16 protein-coding genes are annotated in these 15683 nt (G+C 65.5%); 11 read left to right on the top strand and 5 right to left on the bottom strand.

Annotated elements, in window-relative coordinates:
- Positions 1–86: 86 nt before the first annotated feature.
- Positions 87–2153: an elongation factor G gene (locus tag G4O04_02810; protein HEY57468.1), complete on the top strand. Its 2067-nt coding sequence runs from the start codon at positions 87–89 to the stop codon at positions 2151–2153.
- Positions 2154–2198: 45 nt separating this feature from the next.
- Here G4O04_02810 and G4O04_02805 read toward each other — a convergent pair whose 3' ends face one another.
- On the bottom strand, positions 2199–2975 hold the full coding sequence (locus G4O04_02805; GenBank protein ID HEY57467.1) for an alpha/beta fold hydrolase: 777 nt from the start codon (positions 2973–2975) through the stop codon (positions 2199–2201).
- Positions 2972–4072, bottom strand: coding sequence for an aminopeptidase P family protein (locus G4O04_02800; protein HEY57466.1), 1101 nt, complete (start codon positions 4070–4072; stop codon positions 2972–2974). Before G4O04_02800 ends, G4O04_02805 begins: the two co-directional genes overlap by 4 nt.
- A 61-nt stretch (positions 4073–4133) precedes the next feature.
- Between G4O04_02800 and tsaE the strand changes: the two genes are divergently transcribed.
- From tsaE to G4O04_02780, 4 genes are read left to right on the top strand one after another with little or no spacing between them, the layout of a single operon-like run.
- Entirely contained in the window at positions 4134–4724 is a 591-nt protein-coding gene (tsaE, locus tag G4O04_02795) for a tRNA (adenosine(37)-N6)-threonylcarbamoyltransferase complex ATPase subunit type 1 TsaE (GenBank protein ID HEY57465.1), read from the top strand.
- Positions 4725–4726: 2 nt separating this feature from the next.
- Positions 4727–5422: a tRNA (adenosine(37)-N6)-threonylcarbamoyltransferase complex dimerization subunit type 1 TsaB gene (gene tsaB, locus G4O04_02790; GenBank protein ID HEY57464.1), complete on the top strand. Its 696-nt coding sequence runs from the start codon at positions 4727–4729 to the stop codon at positions 5420–5422.
- A 33-nt stretch (positions 5423–5455) separates the two neighbouring features.
- A complete protein-coding gene (gene rimI, locus G4O04_02785) occupies positions 5456–5953 on the top strand; it encodes a ribosomal protein S18-alanine N-acetyltransferase (GenBank protein ID HEY57463.1) in 498 nt (165 codons plus the stop codon).
- On the top strand, positions 5943–6575 hold the full coding sequence (locus tag G4O04_02780) for a uracil-DNA glycosylase (GenBank protein HEY57462.1): 633 nt from the start codon (positions 5943–5945) through the stop codon (positions 6573–6575). Before rimI ends, G4O04_02780 begins: the two co-directional genes overlap by 11 nt.
- Before the next feature lie 62 nt (positions 6576–6637).
- Here G4O04_02780 and G4O04_02775 read toward each other — a convergent pair whose 3' ends face one another.
- Positions 6638–8791, bottom strand: a complete 2154-nt coding sequence (locus G4O04_02775) for a hypothetical protein (GenBank protein ID HEY57461.1) — start codon at positions 8789–8791, stop codon at positions 6638–6640.
- 29 nt (positions 8792–8820) lie between these two features.
- On the opposite strand from G4O04_02775, the gene G4O04_02770 reads away from it, so the two are divergent.
- Both G4O04_02770 and G4O04_02765 read left to right on the top strand, forming a co-directional pair.
- Complete coding sequence (locus G4O04_02770) at positions 8821–10152, top strand: hypothetical protein (protein HEY57460.1); 1332 nt, start codon at positions 8821–8823, stop codon at positions 10150–10152.
- Positions 10153–10206: 54 nt separating this feature from the next.
- Positions 10207–10377 (top strand): DNA alkylation repair protein, encoded by a 171-nt coding sequence (locus tag G4O04_02765; GenBank protein HEY57459.1) that lies wholly within the window; start codon positions 10207–10209, stop codon positions 10375–10377.
- 239 nt (positions 10378–10616) lie between these two features.
- Here the strand turns inward: G4O04_02765 and G4O04_02760 are convergent, their stop codons facing one another.
- Together G4O04_02760 and G4O04_02755 are read right to left on the bottom strand one after the other, a co-directional pair.
- Positions 10617–11246 (bottom strand): uracil-DNA glycosylase, encoded by a 630-nt coding sequence (locus G4O04_02760; GenBank protein HEY57458.1) that lies wholly within the window; start codon positions 11244–11246, stop codon positions 10617–10619.
- Between the two features lie 82 nt (positions 11247–11328).
- Complete coding sequence (locus G4O04_02755) at positions 11329–12303, bottom strand: serine/threonine protein kinase (protein ID HEY57457.1); 975 nt, start codon at positions 12301–12303, stop codon at positions 11329–11331.
- Between the two features lie 100 nt (positions 12304–12403).
- On the opposite strand from G4O04_02755, the gene G4O04_02750 reads away from it, so the two are divergent.
- The 4 genes from G4O04_02750 to G4O04_02735 all read left to right on the top strand — a co-directional run bounded on the left by G4O04_02750 (position 12404) and on the right by G4O04_02735 (position 15683).
- Entirely contained in the window at positions 12404–13057 is a 654-nt protein-coding gene (locus G4O04_02750) for an FHA domain-containing protein (protein HEY57456.1), read from the top strand.
- Positions 13058–13253: 196 nt separating this feature from the next.
- Complete coding sequence (panB, locus tag G4O04_02745) at positions 13254–14126, top strand: 3-methyl-2-oxobutanoate hydroxymethyltransferase (protein HEY57455.1); 873 nt, start codon at positions 13254–13256, stop codon at positions 14124–14126.
- A 128-nt stretch (positions 14127–14254) separates the two neighbouring features.
- Positions 14255–14674, top strand: coding sequence for a four helix bundle protein (locus G4O04_02740; GenBank protein HEY57454.1), 420 nt, complete (start codon positions 14255–14257; stop codon positions 14672–14674).
- Positions 14675–14723: 49 nt separating this feature from the next.
- On the top strand, positions 14724–15683 hold the full coding sequence (locus G4O04_02735; GenBank protein ID HEY57453.1) for a 2-dehydropantoate 2-reductase: 960 nt from the start codon (positions 14724–14726) through the stop codon (positions 15681–15683).

The following is a 15683-nucleotide window of genomic DNA, read 5'->3' as shown; positions in this document are numbered from 1 at the left end:
TCTGCCCATAGGTTTGCGCTTTTATTTCCTTTATTGGCTACCCCCTTCGGGCTTCCGAAGGCATCCCACAGGAAGGAAGGCCCTTCATGAAAGAGTACACGACGGAACGAATCCGTAACATCGCGTTGGTATCCCACAGTGGCGCTGGGAAAACCATGCTCACCGAGGCCGTGTTGCATTATCTGGGGGTCACCACCCGCATGGGCAGTGTGCAGGACGGGACCACGATATCGGATTTTGAGGACGAGGAGAAGCGGCGTCAGTTGTCCCTCTCCACGGCCATGATCCCGGTGGAGTATCGGGAGCATAAGATCAACTTCCTGGACACGCCGGGGTACACGGACTTTGTGGGCGAGGTGATCTCCGCCCTATATGTGGCCGATGGGGCCGTGGTGGTGGTGGACGCCGTGGCCGGGGTGGAAGTGGGTACCGAAGTGGCCTGGTCCTATGCTGACAAGTTCGGTCGGGCGCGGTTTTTGTTGATCAACAAGATGGATCGGGAGAATGCCAATTTCCAGCAGGTGCTCGACCAGGCCAGGGAGATTTTTGAGGCGCGCTTTCTCCCGCTGCAACTCCCCTGGGGCGCCGGGGAAGGGTTCCAGGGCGTGGTGGACCTGCTCACCATGAAAGCCTATGTGGGCCCGGAGAACGCCGAGCAGGATATCCCCGCGGAGTTGGCCGACGCCGCCGAAGAGGCCCGCATGGAACTCATCGAGGCGGCGGCCGAGGGCGACGACGCCCTGCTGGAAAAATACCTGGAAGGCGAAGCGTTGACGGCCGAGGAAATCGTCCAAGGCCTGCGGGGTGTGATCGCCCAGGGCGACTACATCCCCGTGTTGGTGGCTGCTGGCGAGAAGAAAATCGGCCTGCAGCGGCTCCTGGACCTTATCGTGGATCTGATGCCCTCCCCGGCCGATGTGCCGCCCGTGAAGGCGCAGGGCCCCGACGGCGAAGTGGAACTCAAGGCCGACGACGCCGGTCCGCTGGCCGCTTATGTGTGGAAGACCACCGCTGACCCCTTCGTGGGGAAGATTACCTACTTCAAGGTGGTCTCCGGCGTGCTGAAGAACGACATCCGAGTGTGGAACGCCAACAGGGAGATCGAGGAGCGCATCAGCAACTTGGCTGTGATGCGTGGCAAGGAGCAGATCAGCGTGCCGTTGCTCCACGCGGGCGACTTAGGCACGGTGCCTAAACTGGGCGAGACGGCCACCGGAGATACGCTGTGCGATAAGGGCTTCTCGGTCAAGGTGTCCATGCCCGAATACCCCACGGCTCTTTATCGCGTGGCCGTGGCGCCGCAAAGCCAGGCCGATTCGGCCAAACTGGGCCCCACCCTCAGCCGTCTGGCCGAGGAGGACCCCACCCTCTCCTGGTATCACGATGGTTCGACCAAGCAGACCATCTTGCAGGGGATGGGGGATCAGCACATCGATGTGGCCATCCGCAAGGCGCGCACCAAGTTCCAGTTGAACTTAGAGACCGAGCCGGTCAAGGTGCCCTACCGCGAGACCATCACCAAGACCGGTCAGGCGCAATATCGTCACAAGAAGCAAACTGGTGGCGCGGGCCAGTTCGCCGAGGTGCATATGCGGGTGGAGCCCAATCCCGAAAGCGACTACGATTTCGCCTGGGAAGTGTTCGGCGGTGCCATCTCCTCTACCTTCCAGCCGGCCATTGAAAAGGGCATCAAGGGCGTGATGAAAGAAGGGGTGCTGGCAGGCTACCCGGTGGTCAATGTGAAGGTCGCGGTGTACGACGGCAAGGAGCACCCGGTGGACTCCAAGCCCATCGCCTTTGAAATCGCCGCCCGGGAGTGCTTCAAGTTGGCCGTGCAGAACGCCGGGCCGGTGTTGTTGGAGCCGATTTACAATGTGCGCATCATCGTGCCTGAAGCTAACATGGGCGATGTGCTGGGCGACTTGAACACCCGTCGCGCCCGGGTGCAGGGGATGGAAACTGAAAAGGGCCGCTCCACGATCACCGCCCAGGTGCCTTTGGCTGAGATGTTGCGCTACACCACGGACCTGCGTTCGTTGACGGGCGGTCGGGGCGTGTTTGAGATGGAGTTCTCCCACTACGAGCAGGTGCCGGCTCACCTGCAGCAGGAAATCGTCGAGGCCCGCAAGCGGGAGTTGGAAGAGTCCAAGTAAATCCCCCTGGACGAGAGCCCAAAAAGGCCTGACCGGGTGGCCCGGTCAGGCCTTTTGCGTGGTCACGCGGCGCACGAACGCGGCGGCAGCGCGGAAAACGATCTGACGGTCGGCGTCGCGGGTGACAATGTGGCCGCTGTTCTCCACCCACACTTTGGTCTTGTCGGCGGTGCCTAAGGCGGCGTAGATGTGTTCCATGTTCTCCGGTGGAACATAGGTGTCGTTGCGGGAGTGGGCCAGCAACACCGGCACCTGAACCCGGGGCAGTTCCTCGCGCAGCACGGCCAGCAGGTCGCGCACCTCGGCCACGGCACGCACCGGGTTGACGGGGTAGGCGATGCGCTCGCGCAGGGCCACCGGGTCGCGCAGGTCTGGAGGCCCGTGTTTGGGGAAGTAACGCTTCACCAGGCTCAGGGGCCGGAGGAGCGGAAAGAGCGGGTGACGGCGTAAGCGGTAAGGCGCGGCGATGGCGATGACCCCGGCCACGGGGTAGCGGGCGCCGAAGAGCAGGGACAAAGCCCCACCCAGGGATAGGCCGGCTACCACGATGGGCCCGTAGCCGGCGCTGCGCAGCACATGCCAGCCGTCTTCGACCGAGGCCAGCCAGTCTTCCCAGCGCACCCGCAGCAAATCTTCTGGACGGGTGGCGTGTCCGGCCAGGCGTACGCCCAGCACGGTGAACCCTTCGTGGTGCAGGTACTCGCCCATCCAGCGCATTTCTTTGGGCGTGGCGGTAAAACCGTGCACCAGCAAACAGGTCGTCTTCCCGGCGGGAAAGAAAAAAGGCTCGGCCGAGGGGATGATGCGTTGTTGGGCCGTCATGCGGGCAGTCTCCATAAGGTGCGGGGTAAGGTACTCAGGGTCTTGCTACCGGTGGTCGTGACGACCACATTGTCTTCGATGCGCACGCCGCCGCGGCCCGGCAGGTAAACCCCTGGTTCCACGGTGAAAGTCATCCCGGCCTCCAAAGCCTGGACGTTCTCGGCGTAGAGGAAAGGCGGCTCGTGGACCTCCAGCCCCAGGCCGTGGCCGGTGCGATGGATGAAATGCGCGCCGTAGCCTGCTTCGACGATCACCCGCCGTGCCGCTGCGTCCACCTGACCGGCGGGCAGGCCCGGTCGCACGGCCTCGCGCCCGGCCTGATTGGCCTGGAGTACGATTTGAGCCACGCGCTCCAGTTCAGGGTCGATGTTTCCCACCGCCAGCGTCCGCGTGAGGTCTGAGAAGTAGCCACCATAATTCGCCCCCCAATCCACAATGACCAAATCGCCGGGCTGAATGGGGCGTTCGGTGGGCGTAGCGTGCGGATTGGCCCCGTTGGGCCCGGCGGCCACGATGGGCTGGAAGGGAAGGTCGGGCGCTGAGCCGTGGCGCAGCAGTTGCACCACCAGTTCGGCAGCCAGTTGCTGCTCGGTCATGCCCACCCGAAAACGGCTCAGGGCTGCGCGAAAGGCTTCCTCGGCGATGCGCACGGCCTGACGCATGGCGGCGATCTCGTGTTCGTCCTTTCGCAGCCGCAGTTGGGCGATGACCTCGGCGGCCCCTGGGAAGGTGGCCCCAAGGGCGGCTCGTTCCAGATAGCGCAATTCCAGCACGCGCAATCGGGTGGGTTCCACCCCAATGGCGGCGGTGGCAAGCCCTAAAGCGTCCAGAGCGCGGCGAAAGGCCGCCTCCCAGGTGGCCGGATCCTCCCCGTAGGGGAAGGCCAGGAACGGCGTGCCGCTGAGTTTTTCGCGCTCCAGTTCCGGGAGCACCATGCCGGCCTCTCCGTGCGCGGTGAACAGCCCCACCACGGGGCGTTCCATCAGATGGAAATGCAGGCTGGTGAGATAGGTCAGCGTCGGGCCGGGGTTGAGGGCCAGGGCATCCAACCCGGCCTCGCGGAGGATGGCACTGAGACGCTCCAAGCGTTGGTCCACGGATGGCCTCCTTGAGGGGAGAGACGCGGTTATTCTAGAAGCGTTTTACGGGAGCGCGCCCATGGAGGGAAACCTCCCCTCTAATTGTAATGCAACTTACCCGAGGGCTGTCCTCCGGCGTCGTCGCCCCGCGCGTGGCATACGGTATAATCCCCTTGTGCCAATCCTCGATCCGGAAACCCTGGAGTTTTTCAGCCGCTCGCCGGAGCAGACCATGCGGGTAGGCATGCGTCTGGGGGGGCAATTGCAACCCGGCGATGTGGTGGCGTTGGTGGGCGATTTGGGCGCGGGGAAGACCGCCCTGGTGCGCGGTCTGGCCGCGGGGTGGGGCTCCACCGACCCGGTGACCAGCCCGACCTTTGTGCTGCTCAACATCTACCGCCGGCCCGATGGGAGCCGCTTGCATCATCTCGATGCCTATCGCCTCACCGGCCCGGAAGAGGCCTGGGCTCTGGATTTGGACGCCTTGCTCCGCGCCGGCCCCCTGGTGGTGGAGTGGGCCGATCGCATTCGGGAGGCGTTGCCCTGGGAAGGGTTATGGGTCACGCTGGAGTATCTGGACGAGGAACAACGGCTGCTGCGCTTTCACGCCCAGGGTGAGCGCCCCCAAAAGTTGCTCATGTTCTTGCGTCGTGCGTTGTACGGAGGCTGAGCATGTTGCTGGCGCTGGACAGTTCGACCCGTCAGGTGGGTTTGGCCTTGCTGGATCCCAAACGGGGGATCCTGGCCGAGTGGTTCTGGCGGGCCGGGGATCATCATACCCGGGCGCTGGCCCCCATGGTGCGGTTGCTGCTGGAGCAGGTGGGGGTGGGCTGGGAGGAGGTTAAAGCCCTGGGGGTGGCTCTGGGGCCGGGCTCCTTCACCGGGCTGCGGGCCGGTCTGGCGCTGGCCAAAGGGCTGGCTTACACCCGGCGCCTGCCCCTGGTCGGGGTATCCACGCTGGATGTGGTGGCCGCTGGGGTGCCTGTGGAGCGCGAGGCTCGGCTGGCAGCCACCTTAGAGGCCGGTCGGGGCCGGCTGGCGGTCAACTGGTACCGCCCGGCGCAAGAGGGTGAAACGCCGACCGCGGGCGGCTGGGTGCACGAGCGAGGCCCTCAGGTGCTCACCGCCGCGCAGTTGGCCCATGCCATTCAAGGGCCGACGCTGGTGGCCGGCGAGTTGCAGCCCGAGGAACAGGCGCGTCTGCGCCGCCGCTGGAAGAAGGTGCGGGTGTTGCCTCCGGCCTGGTGTGTGCGTCGGCCGGGCTTGCTGGCCGAGTTGGCCTGGCGGCGCTGGCAGGGGGGGGCAGGCGACGACCCGGCCACGCTGGCCCCGATTTACCTCCACACGGGCACGCCTATCCCCGCATGAGGAGGGGCCGACCCTTGAAGGAAGATGGTGCCCATGGAGACCCGCCGCTATCGCGTGCGCCCTATGCGTCCCCAGGACATCCCGGCCGTGGAAGCTATCGACCGGCTCTCGTTCCGTTTGCCGTGGCCGCCGGGCGCCTTCGCCCGCGAACTGAACAATGGGCAGAGTGTGCTTTGGGTGGCCGAGACCGTAGGTGAGGAAGACGCGGCCGAGGTGGTGGGGATGTTGGTGCTGTGGCCGGTCCTCGACGAAGCCCACATCGCCACCGTGGCCGTGCATCCTTACCATCGCAGGCGTGGGGTGGGTAAGATGCTGTTAGCCACGGCGGTGGAGTTTGCGCGTTCCCGGCACTTCAAGACGGTGACGCTGGAGGTCCGCGCCTCGAATCGACGCGCCCAGAACCTTTACCGTCGGTTTGGGTTTCAGATTGTGGGGCGGCGCTACGGCTATTACAACGACAACCACGAAGACGCGCTCATCATGACGCTGGAGATTCAGGCCCTACCCCGGGAGGTGAAGCGTGAACCCTGAGGAGATTCTGGCCCAGGTGGCCGCTGAGGTGGCCGTCTGCACGAAGTGCGAGTTGCACTATTCGCGGCGCAAAGCCGTTCCCGGCGAAGGTCCGGCCAACGCCGAGATCATGTTCATCGGCGAAGCGCCGGGGTTCCACGAGAATGTGCAGGGCCGGCCCTTCGTGGGCGCAGCCGGTCAGTTCCTGGAGGAGTTGCTCAGCCGCAACGGCCTTTCCCGCGAGCAGGTGTTCATCACCAATGTGGTCAAGTGCCGTCCGCCGGGCAACCGGGACCCCAGGCCCGAAGAGGTGGCGGCCTGCGCGGGTTACCTGGATCGCCAGATCGCGGCCATTCGCCCCAAGGTCATCGTCACCTTAGGGCGCTATTCCATGGCCAAGTTTTTGCCCCACGCCAAGGTGAGCGAAGTGCACGGCCGGCCGGTGCGGGTGCGTGGCCTCACCATCGTCCCGATGTACCACCCGGCAGCGGCCCTGCACCAGCCCTCGCTCAAGCCCGTGGTCGAGCAGGACTTCGCCCGCCTGCCGGAGATCTTGGCCGGGGTGCACGAGGTGCCCGATTATCAGCCTCCCGACGAGGAGGAGAAGGACCAGGGGCAGCCCAAGCAGTTGAGCCTGTTCTGAACGGCGAAGCGCTTTTTGGCTTCCATGGCCCTGCTCGTCAGTATGTACGGGCAGGGCGTTTTTTATAGGAGGGGCAGTTGCGCGTCCTGATGTTCGGGCGGGTCCAGCGGCGAGAGGCGCTGCCAGTCCTCCCAGGTTTGCGCCTCCCGGGCCAGCCGCCGCAGATGGCGAAACTTGAGCACCCGCCACGGCCCCTGGAGCGCCTGTTGGAGGCGGGGATCGCGGTGCACTTTGAACAGCCAGAGTGGGGAACGGCTCCCCGGAAGGAGCAGGTAGGCTTCGCCGGGGGGGCGGCTTTGCAGCAGCGGTGCGGTGCGGGCCAGGTAGGTGGGGTAGAAACGGGCCACCTCCTTTCCCTCGTGCTCCCACACCAGGGGGAGATCGCCGCGCACGGTGTATCCGAAGCGTCGGCCCAGGGCTCGAAGAAGGCCGCGGATCTCGGCCAGGTCGGAGGAGCGGTTTTGGGGGTGTTCTTCGGGGCGGAGTTGCCAGCCCTGGGGTCCGGCACGGGCGTAGTGCTCCAGGATGGTGCGCACCACATCGCCTGAGGGGGTGAGTTCGGCGGGAAAGCGAGCGTACAAGGCGTTGAGCAAATCCCGTTCGGGCCACAGCGTACGCTCGGCCAGCAGTTGTAGCAGGGTATCTTCCACCCGATCGTCCAGGGGGGAGGGAGATGGAGTGGTGGGTTGCGCTATCAGCCAGAGGGTTCGCTGAGGCGTTTCTTCGCCGACCGGTCGAGCGGGGCCTTCTGCGAAAAGCAGGTTGAGGTCATGCCGCGCCTGGGCGTAAGCCGCTTTGGGCTTCATGTCCGAGGTGGGGCGATAGCCTTGTAGGGCGGCGGCGAGGGCGGTCAGGTACGCCGTGGGCGCGTTGCGCTTTTGCAGGGCCTGGCGCAGGGTTTCGGCGGCGTGGTTCGGCGCGGGCACAGCCCGCCGCAGGATCACCTGTGTGGCGGGTGGATGGCTCTGCGGAGCGAGGTCCTCCACAGCCCAGCCGCTGTGATGGGCCGCCACCATCACGGCGGTGAGCAGTTCAGGAGTGGCCTGGGGCAGCCAGGCAAAGAAGGGCGTGTTTTCGGGCAGGGCATGGGCCAGCGGGCGCCAGGCGGCGCTCAGGGCCGCGGTGTACCACCCCCAGTCGGTCTCGCCGCGGGTCAGCATGGCCTCCAGCGGCCCCATGGCCTCTCGGCCCCACAACCAGGCCGTGGTCAGGGCCGAGAGCGCCCAAAAGGCCGGTTGGGGTGGGGGGACCACGGCGACCACAGCCCGGGGGATGCAGGCTCGCAGGGCTTCCATCGCGTCCCTCACCCGGCCACGGAAAAGGAGGATGCCTTCCGGAGCGGGCAGGGGCTGCGGCCAACTCACCAGGGGCACGGCCGGCCGGGGAACGGCCCAAAGGGACAGCCCGGCCTCCAGCGCGTGCCAGAGGTTGCGTTCCCGATAGCGGGTGGGCAGGGTCCAGCGCCGCCAGGGAGCCCCTTTTTCGTCCTGGGGCCAGGCCGCCGTGACGGCCAGCAGAAGCAGGGCATCCAGGAGGGCCTCACGCCCGGCCAGGTCGGGGTGACTGCGCCGCCCCAGCAGGGCGGTCAGGGCTTCCAGGCTGCGCGGGGGCAGCACATGCAACCAGCGTTCGACGGCTTGGCGGTGGGGCGAACCCAGGGGGGCGACCCGCTCGGCCAGGCGTGCGCGGTGGATCTCGGCGCGAGGCAGCCAGTGGGCCAGGGATTGGGCGTCCTCCTCGCGGCTTTCGACGGAAAAAGGCTCTCCGCAACGCGCACAGAAGCCCTCTTCCCTCAGGGGACGCTCGGCTTTTCCCTTCCTTTCCCAGAGCACGCTGCGTTCTTCGGCCGGGCTTTCACAGCTGGGGCAGGGGGTGGTATACAGAGAGCGCAGGTAGGGCTCCAGGCGTTGGGTGCCTTTTTGCGTAGCGGCCAGGGTGGCCAAAGTGGCCTGCAGATCCTCCTCCGCCGGGGGGACAGCCGCGGCCCGTAACAGAAAGGCCAGCACGGGGTTCCCCGTAATGGCCAGCACCCGATAGCCGGCGTGCACTATCTCTACGGTCACTTCGGGCGCTGCTACGAAGGGATCCACCACCCAGGCCCCTGAAGGGATCTCCTGCGGCAGCCAGACGCCGACAACCCCTGGCCCCACCGGTGGGAGCCACTCGCTCCACGGCTGAGCCCGCGGCGGTTCGCTCAGTACAAACGCCCAACTCATATTTCCAGTATAATGCTTTTGAGGTGAAAATGGGTAAGCGACTTCGATGGCGTCAGGGTTTGATCGTTTTGGGGATGTTTCTGGGGCTGGCGGCTTGCGGTTTGTGGAGCCAGTCCATCCCCGTGACCCTGCCCTCAGCGACCACGGCCCCGCTGGCGACGGCGACCATGCCTTCTGTCCTCTTGCCCACCATGGCGCCGCCCGAAAGCACCCCCACGGTGCGTGCCTGTGCACCGGTAGCCCCCCAGCCTTTCCAGGAGGCTCAACAAACCTTCGCTGCCCTGCTCCAGGGGGCGGGCGTGGCGGCGCTGAACGCAGGGCTTTCCCCCAACGACCTCAACGCCCGTTTGCAGGAGGCGGGGGTGGGAGGCTACCCCCGGGCGGTGTACACCGGCGAGATCAACGGCGATGGGTGGCCAGATGCCCTCCTGGTCCTGGTGAACCCCGACGCTTCAACCAGCCCCCCCGTTGGGGTGCTGCTGGTGGCGTTGGGAGGTCCTGATGGCTATTGTGTGGCGCAAACCCTGGTGGCCGATGATGCCGACTTCGCCGGGCTGGTCGTTCACGCTGTGGATGACCTGGACGCCGACGGGCGCCTCGAAGCCGTGATCGGCTGGACGCGGTGCGGCGAGGTGACCTGCACCGAGCGGCTTCAGGTGCTAGCGTGGCGTGCGGGCCGCCTCACCAACCTCCTGGCCGGATCCCCGGAATTCGCCGACCCCTGGGTGGACCTTCAGACCCAGGGGGGACAGGAGGGCTACCATGTGGCCGTGCATGCCGAAGGCATACCGGGGGGCACCGGACCGGCCCGTGCGTACACTCGAATCTACGCCTACGACCCTGTCCGCGATGCCTGGCGTTTGATGGAAACACAATGGGCGCCGCCGCAGACGCGGATTCATCTGTTGCACGATGCCGACCGGGCCGCCCGGCATGGTGACCTGATGCAGGCGTTGTTGCTTTACGGCCAGGTCATCGCCAGCCAGGAAGTGCGCGATAAAGCCCTGCCCGGAGCGGGCGAACCGGCGCGTCTGCACGCCGTGTTGGCCGCGTACGCCCGTTTTCGGATGCTGGTGCTCCATGCGCGCGCTGGGCGGGAAGCCATTGCCCAGGCCACTTATACCGAATTGCGCCAGGCAGTGGACGACGACCCGGCCCTGGTGCCTTACTTTGAGATGGCGACGGCCTTCTGGCAGGTTTACCGGCAATCGGGTTGGGACGCGGCCTGCGAAGCCGCCCGCCGCTATGCCCAGGAGCACGCCGAGGCCGTGCTGGAGCCCCTGGGCCCGGAGGTGTACGGCACCAACAACCGGGCTTACACGCCAGAAGATGTTTGTCTGAGCGGCGAGACAAGCCCATGACGGGCGGAGAGAGGCGTGATGGATGGGCAAGGGGGGAATGGGGGCAGGCTCACGGTGGCGGAAGTAGTGGCCCAACTGGCGGCCTTGGCCGACCCACAGGCGGCTCAGGGGATGGCTTGTTACGGTATTACTGGCCACAAGGTGTATGGCGTCCGTGTGCCCCAACTGCGGCGCCCGGCGCGGAGCATCGGGCGGGGTTTGTGCTCATGGCCAGGTTGGCGGTGAGCGACAAAGCCGCTCCCGATGAGCGGTTTTCTCCTTTTTTCGCCGCCATCGAGGTAGAGGCCGACGATGAGCGCCCTATGGTGAAGAAGGGGGCTCCTGGGCCTACGGCAGATCGGCAAGCGCAACGCCGCCTTGCGGGAGCAGGCGCTGGCCCTGGCGCAACGCCTGGCTTGCTCCGAGAACCGCCACGCCCAGTGGGTGGGGAAGGATGTGTCGCGGGGTTTGAGCCGTGGGTGGCCCTAATGGGGTTCGATGCCTAAAGCCTGCATGCGAGCCGCCAATAGCGCGATGGCCCGGCGGATTTTCTCCCGGTTCTCTTCGCTTTGGTGCCAGCGGCTTGCCCCGGAGGGGTGCGGCAAAGGGATGATCCACCGACCGTCCACCTGCTTCTCCGTGCCGATGATCTCCCCCAGGGGCATTTTCGCGGGATAGAACAGGTTGATGGCCAACCGGCCCACGGGTAGGATGATTTGGGGGTCGATGAGGGCGATTTCTTCTTCCAGAAAAGGGCGGCACAGGGCTTGTTCTTTGCGGGTGGGCACGCGGTCCCCGCCCCCCGACTTGGCCTTCCCGGGATAGCACTTGGTCACCGAGGTCATGTACTGGGTGCGGCGGAACCAGGCCTCGGAGATGCCGGCCCCGGCCAGCCACTGGAAGAGGCGTTTTCCGCTGCCGGCGTTGAAGGGCCGGCCAGTCTCGTATTCGGTGACGCCCGGCGCCTGGCCGATGGTCATCATCCGGGCGCCCAGGGTGCCGGAAAACACGGCGCGGGGGGCGATCCAATACCCCGCATCCAGGCAGGCGCGGCAGGCGCGTATTCGGGCGTGCAGGGCGGCCAGGGCTTGTTCGCGGTTGAGGGGTTCGGGCATGGAGAAGGTCTCCGGAGTGCGGTTCGTTTGCGGCTGGGTGGGCGGTGCGCTGGCCCCCACAAGAGACGCTTTGGGGTGGGGTTCAGGGAAGGCTGACCAGCAGGGCAACGAGGGCCAGGACCCCGGCAAGGAGGATCAGCGTGCGCTCCACCGGGGAGTCCCACAAGTCGCGCCAGGTGGCCTGAGGGACGGGGGCCATTTGTGGCGTCCAGGTTCCCAACAAGGCCTGGCGGAAGATGGCGATGTCCGGGGGGCGGTCGTCGGGGTGTAACTGCATGGCCCAGAGAATGGCGCGCTCGGTGCGAGGACTGATGTTGGGGTTGTAGTGCCGCGGTGGGTGAAAAACGGCGGGGTTCAGGAAGCGGTCCCGTGCCGACGGGGGCGGGGCGTTGGTCAAGAGGTGGTAAAGGGTGGCCCCAAAAGCGTAGATGTCGCTACGCACATCGGTGCGCCCGGTATCGCCGCCGTATTGTTCCAGCGGGGTGTAATACGCCGAGCCCCGGCCCTGAATGACGGTCACGGTGACCTCTTCGGCCTGAAGCACTTTGACCAGCCCGAAGTCCACCAGTTTGATCAGCCCTCCGGGGGTGAGTTTGAGGTTGCTGGGTTTGATATCCCGGTGCACGATGGGGGGATCCTGGCCGTGCAAGTACTCCAGGGCGTCGGCGATTTGGGCTGCCCAGGCCAGCACCTGGCTCTCGGGAAGAAACCGCCCCTGGTGGCGGATTTCTTCCACCAGAGCTTGCAAATCTTTCCCCGGGATGTAGTCCATGACCAGGTAGTCCCGATTTTCTTCGGAGAAGAAATCAGACACCTTGGGCAGGTTGGGGTGGTCCAGGTGGGCCAGCACGGTGGCCTCGCGGAAGAATTGCTCCCGGGCTTCGGCAATCAGATGAGCGGGTAGCACCGGATCGTGCACCACTTCTTTCACGGCGCACAGCCGTCCGGCAAGCCGCAGGTCCTCGGCCAGATACACATTGCCCATCCCCCCACGGCCGATGACCTGGCGGATACGGTAGCGTTCGCGTAGAGTCGTTCCCGGTAGCAATCCGCTCATGGGGCCATTTCCCTGGTGAGGATTATACTCCACCCCGGTGATGAGGGCGTGGGATGCAGGAGGAGCAGTATAATAGAGCCACAGCCTGAAGGAGGCGCCCATGATGGAGCGGACAGAGGAACAGGGAGCCCTGCTCCTGGCCGAGGGAGGATGGTTGGACGGGCAGCGCTGGTATTTGAAGGGCGCGATGACCATTGGACGGGCGCCGGACTGCGATATTGTGATTCCCGATCGGCAGGTCTCCCGCCGCCACGCGCGCCTGATCGAAAGCCCCGAGGGCTTTCTCCTGGAAGACCTGGCCAGCAAGAACGGCACTTACATCAACGGGCAGCGCATCGCCCTGCCCACCTTGCTGCGCGATGGGGATGAGGTGCAGATTGCCCTGGCGCAGAAGTTCTACTTCCTCTCGTCGGAAGCCACCTTGCCGTTGGAAGATGTGTCCCCGGTGTGGGGGCGTTTGCGTTTGGACCCGGCCTCGCGGCGGGTTTGGATCGGTGGGCGGGAAGTGATGCCGCCGCTTTCCGTAGCGCAGTTTCGTTTGCTGCAGGCGTTGTACGAGCGCCCCGGGGAGGTGGTACCCCGCGACGATTTGATTCGCGCGGTGTGGGGCGAGGAAGCGGTGGGGGTGAGCGCCCAGGCTCTGGATGCTTTGGTGCGCCGCCTGCGAGATCGACTGGCCGAGGCCAACCCCACCCACGCTTACATCGTCAGTGTGCGGGGGCATGGCCTGCGTCTGGACAACCCGCCGCAGTAGCCGCGGCGCTTTACATTTTCCCGGTTTTTGGGGATAATATCCGGGCCGCCTGTACCCCGCCGCGGGGACGGGACGGACCGGCGAATCCAGTAAGGGCAACGCCTGAGGGACTTGGTATGACTTTAGGGGGTGGAGCGTCCAATCGGCGGTCCCTACCATCTCATCCGCTCAGGAGGGAACCGTGACCACCGAACCCATTCAATCCCAATCTGCTGCAGCGCGCAAAAAGGTGACGGTGCGCACGCTGCGGGCCAAGAAGCGCCGCGGTGAGCCGATTACCATGATGACCGCTTACGATTACCCTTCCGCCGTGGCCGTGGATCGGGCAGGCATCGATGTCATCCTGGTGGGCGATTCTTTGGGCATGGTGGTGTTGGGCTATGAGACCACGCTGCCCGTGACCATGGAGGATATGCTGCACCACGCCAGGGCAGTGGCACGGGGGGCCAGGTATCCGCTCCTGGTCGGGGATATGCCCTTTATGTCCTACCAGGTTTCGATGGAAGAGGCCGTGCGCAACGCAGGGCGCTTTCTGCAAGAGGCCGGGATGGACGCGGTCAAACTGGAAGGGGGCCGGGAGCGGGCGGAGACCATTCGCGCCATCGTCGGCGCGGGGATCCCTGTGATGGGGCACATTGGCCTGACCCCGCAAAGCGTGCACCAACTGGGTGGCTTCCGCGCTCAAGGGAAGACGGCCCAGGCGGCCAAAAAATTACTCGAGGATGCCCTCATTTTGCAGGACGCCGGGTGCTTCTCCCTGGTCCTGGAATCAGTGCCGGCCCAATTGGCCCAACTGATCACGGAAAAACTGGAGATCCCCACCGTTGGGATTGGTGCCGGGCCCCATTGTGACGGACAGGTGTTGGTGTTCCACGACCTGCTGGGGCTGTTCGACCGCTTCACACCTCGGTTCGTCAAGCAGTATGCTCAACTCCATGCGGTTGTCCATGACGCCCTGGTGGCCTTCAAAGAAGATGTGGAACAGCGTCGCTTCCCCGGCCCGGAGCACAGCGTGGAGATGAAGGCGGAAGAATGGGAACGGCTGATGGAAATGCTGCAGGATGCATGATACGAGATGCATGATGCAAGACACATGATGCAAGACACATGATGCAAGATGCAGGATATAGGCTGCAGGATGCAACCTGCCCCTATATCCTGCAACCTATATCGCAACCTATCTCCCAAGGAGTCCCCATGTCCTGGGAAGACGACTTCGCCCGCTGGCAAGAGAGTGTGCCTCCATCCATCCGCAACGATCCCCTATGGCGGGCAGAGTATTACCGGCTGGCCCTTTTCCTTTACGAACTGGTCTGGGACGATATCGAGCATATCCGGCGCGACCTGCGTGGCAAGGAAATCGCCCGGCAACTGATCCGCAGCGCGGGAAGCGTGACGGCCAATCTGGAAGAAGCCTTTGGCCGGGGCATTGACTCCGCCGACGGGCAACGGGTACTCCGCATCGCGTTGGGCGAATGCCGCGAAACACGAGGCTGGTACTTTCGCCTGCGCCGCTTGCTCCCCCAAGCCACCCTGGCTGCCCGACTGGACATCCTGACTCGGCTGATCGCCATGCTCACCGCCGTCCACACCACCTACCGCCGCAAGCACCGATAACCTGCATCCTGTATCCTGCAACCTCTAACCTGCAACCTGCAACCTGCCTATGACCTCTCCCTCCTTTTCTCTCCTTATCGTCGGCACCGGGGCGCTGGCCACACTATTCGCCGCCCGGCTGCGCGCGGCGGGCGTGGAAATGACCTTGTTGGGCTCCTGGCCCGAGGGAGTAGAGGCGCTGCGTCGGCATGGCGCCCGTTTGTGGGTGGAGGGGGAGGCCGAGGCGCGGGCCTTTTCGGTGCGGGTGGCGACCCGGCCTGAGGAGGTAGGCCAGGTGCGTTTTGCCCTGGTTTTGGTCAAAGCCTGGCAGACCGCCCGTGCCGCCCGACATCTGCAGGCCTGCCTGGCGGCCGAGGGTGTGGCCCTCACCCTGCAAAACGGGTTGGGGAATGTGGAGACCCTGGCCGGGGCGTTGGGGCGGGAACGGGTGGCCGTAGGCGTGACTACCACCGGCGCCACGCTGGTGGCCCCTGGGGTGGTGCGCCCTGGCGGCGAGGGCGTGATTCACCTGGGCGAACATCCCCGGCTGGAGCCTGTGGTGCGGTGGTTGCAGCGTGCGGGCTTTAGCGTGGAGGTGTCCCCGGATGTGCAGGGGCTGATCTGGGGCAAACTGGCCGTCAATGCGGCCATCAACCCCTTGACCACGTTGCTGGAGGTGCCCAACGGGGCCCTGGTGGCCAACGCGGCGGCGCGCCTTTTCCTCCGCCGTGCCGCCTGGGAGGTGCAGGCGGTGGCCGGAGCGCTGGGCGTGCGGTTGCCCTTCCCCGATGCGGCCGATGCCGCCGAGGAGGTGGCCCGGCGCACGGCCCGCAATCTTTCTTCCATGCTCCAGGATTTGCGCCGAGGGGCTCCCACCGAAATCGACGCCATCAGCGGCGCGGTGGTGCGTTTTGGCCGTCAGGTGGGCGTGTCCACCCCCGTCAACCAGGCCTTATGGGAAATGGTGAAGGAGAAGGTGGAGCGGCGACGCCAGGCGGCGCCGTCGGCGCACAAAAAAAACGGGGCCTGA

The sequence above is a fragment of the Anaerolineae bacterium genome (assembly GCA_011176535.1).
GTDB lineage: Bacteria > Chloroflexota > Anaerolineae > Anaerolineales > DRMV01 > DUEP01.
This window is presented reverse-complemented; position numbering and strand designations above follow the sequence as displayed.

Coding starts and splice junctions, on each gene's coding strand:
- tsaB (HEY57464.1), top strand. CDS start 4,727: ATGTTGCTGGCGCTGGACAGTTCGACCCGTCAGGTGGGTTTGGCCTTG.
- G4O04_02735 (HEY57453.1), top strand. CDS start 14,724: ATGACCTCTCCCTCCTTTTCTCTCCTTATCGTCGGCACCGGGGCGCTG.
- G4O04_02775 (HEY57461.1), bottom strand. CDS start 8,791: ATGAGTTGGGCGTTTGTACTGAGCGAACCGCCGCGGGCTCAGCCGTGG.
- rimI (HEY57463.1), top strand. CDS start 5,456: ATGGAGACCCGCCGCTATCGCGTGCGCCCTATGCGTCCCCAGGACATC.
- G4O04_02805 (HEY57467.1), bottom strand. CDS start 2,975: ATGACGGCCCAACAACGCATCATCCCCTCGGCCGAGCCTTTTTTCTTT.
- G4O04_02755 (HEY57457.1), bottom strand. CDS start 12,303: ATGAGCGGATTGCTACCGGGAACGACTCTACGCGAACGCTACCGTATC.
- G4O04_02770 (HEY57460.1), top strand. CDS start 8,821: ATGGGTAAGCGACTTCGATGGCGTCAGGGTTTGATCGTTTTGGGGATG.
- G4O04_02740 (HEY57454.1), top strand. CDS start 14,255: ATGTCCTGGGAAGACGACTTCGCCCGCTGGCAAGAGAGTGTGCCTCCA.
- G4O04_02810 (HEY57468.1), top strand. CDS start 87: ATGAAAGAGTACACGACGGAACGAATCCGTAACATCGCGTTGGTATCC.
- tsaE (HEY57465.1), top strand. CDS start 4,134: ATGGAGGGAAACCTCCCCTCTAATTGTAATGCAACTTACCCGAGGGCT.
- G4O04_02760 (HEY57458.1), bottom strand. CDS start 11,246: ATGCCCGAACCCCTCAACCGCGAACAAGCCCTGGCCGCCCTGCACGCC.
- G4O04_02750 (HEY57456.1), top strand. CDS start 12,404: ATGATGGAGCGGACAGAGGAACAGGGAGCCCTGCTCCTGGCCGAGGGA.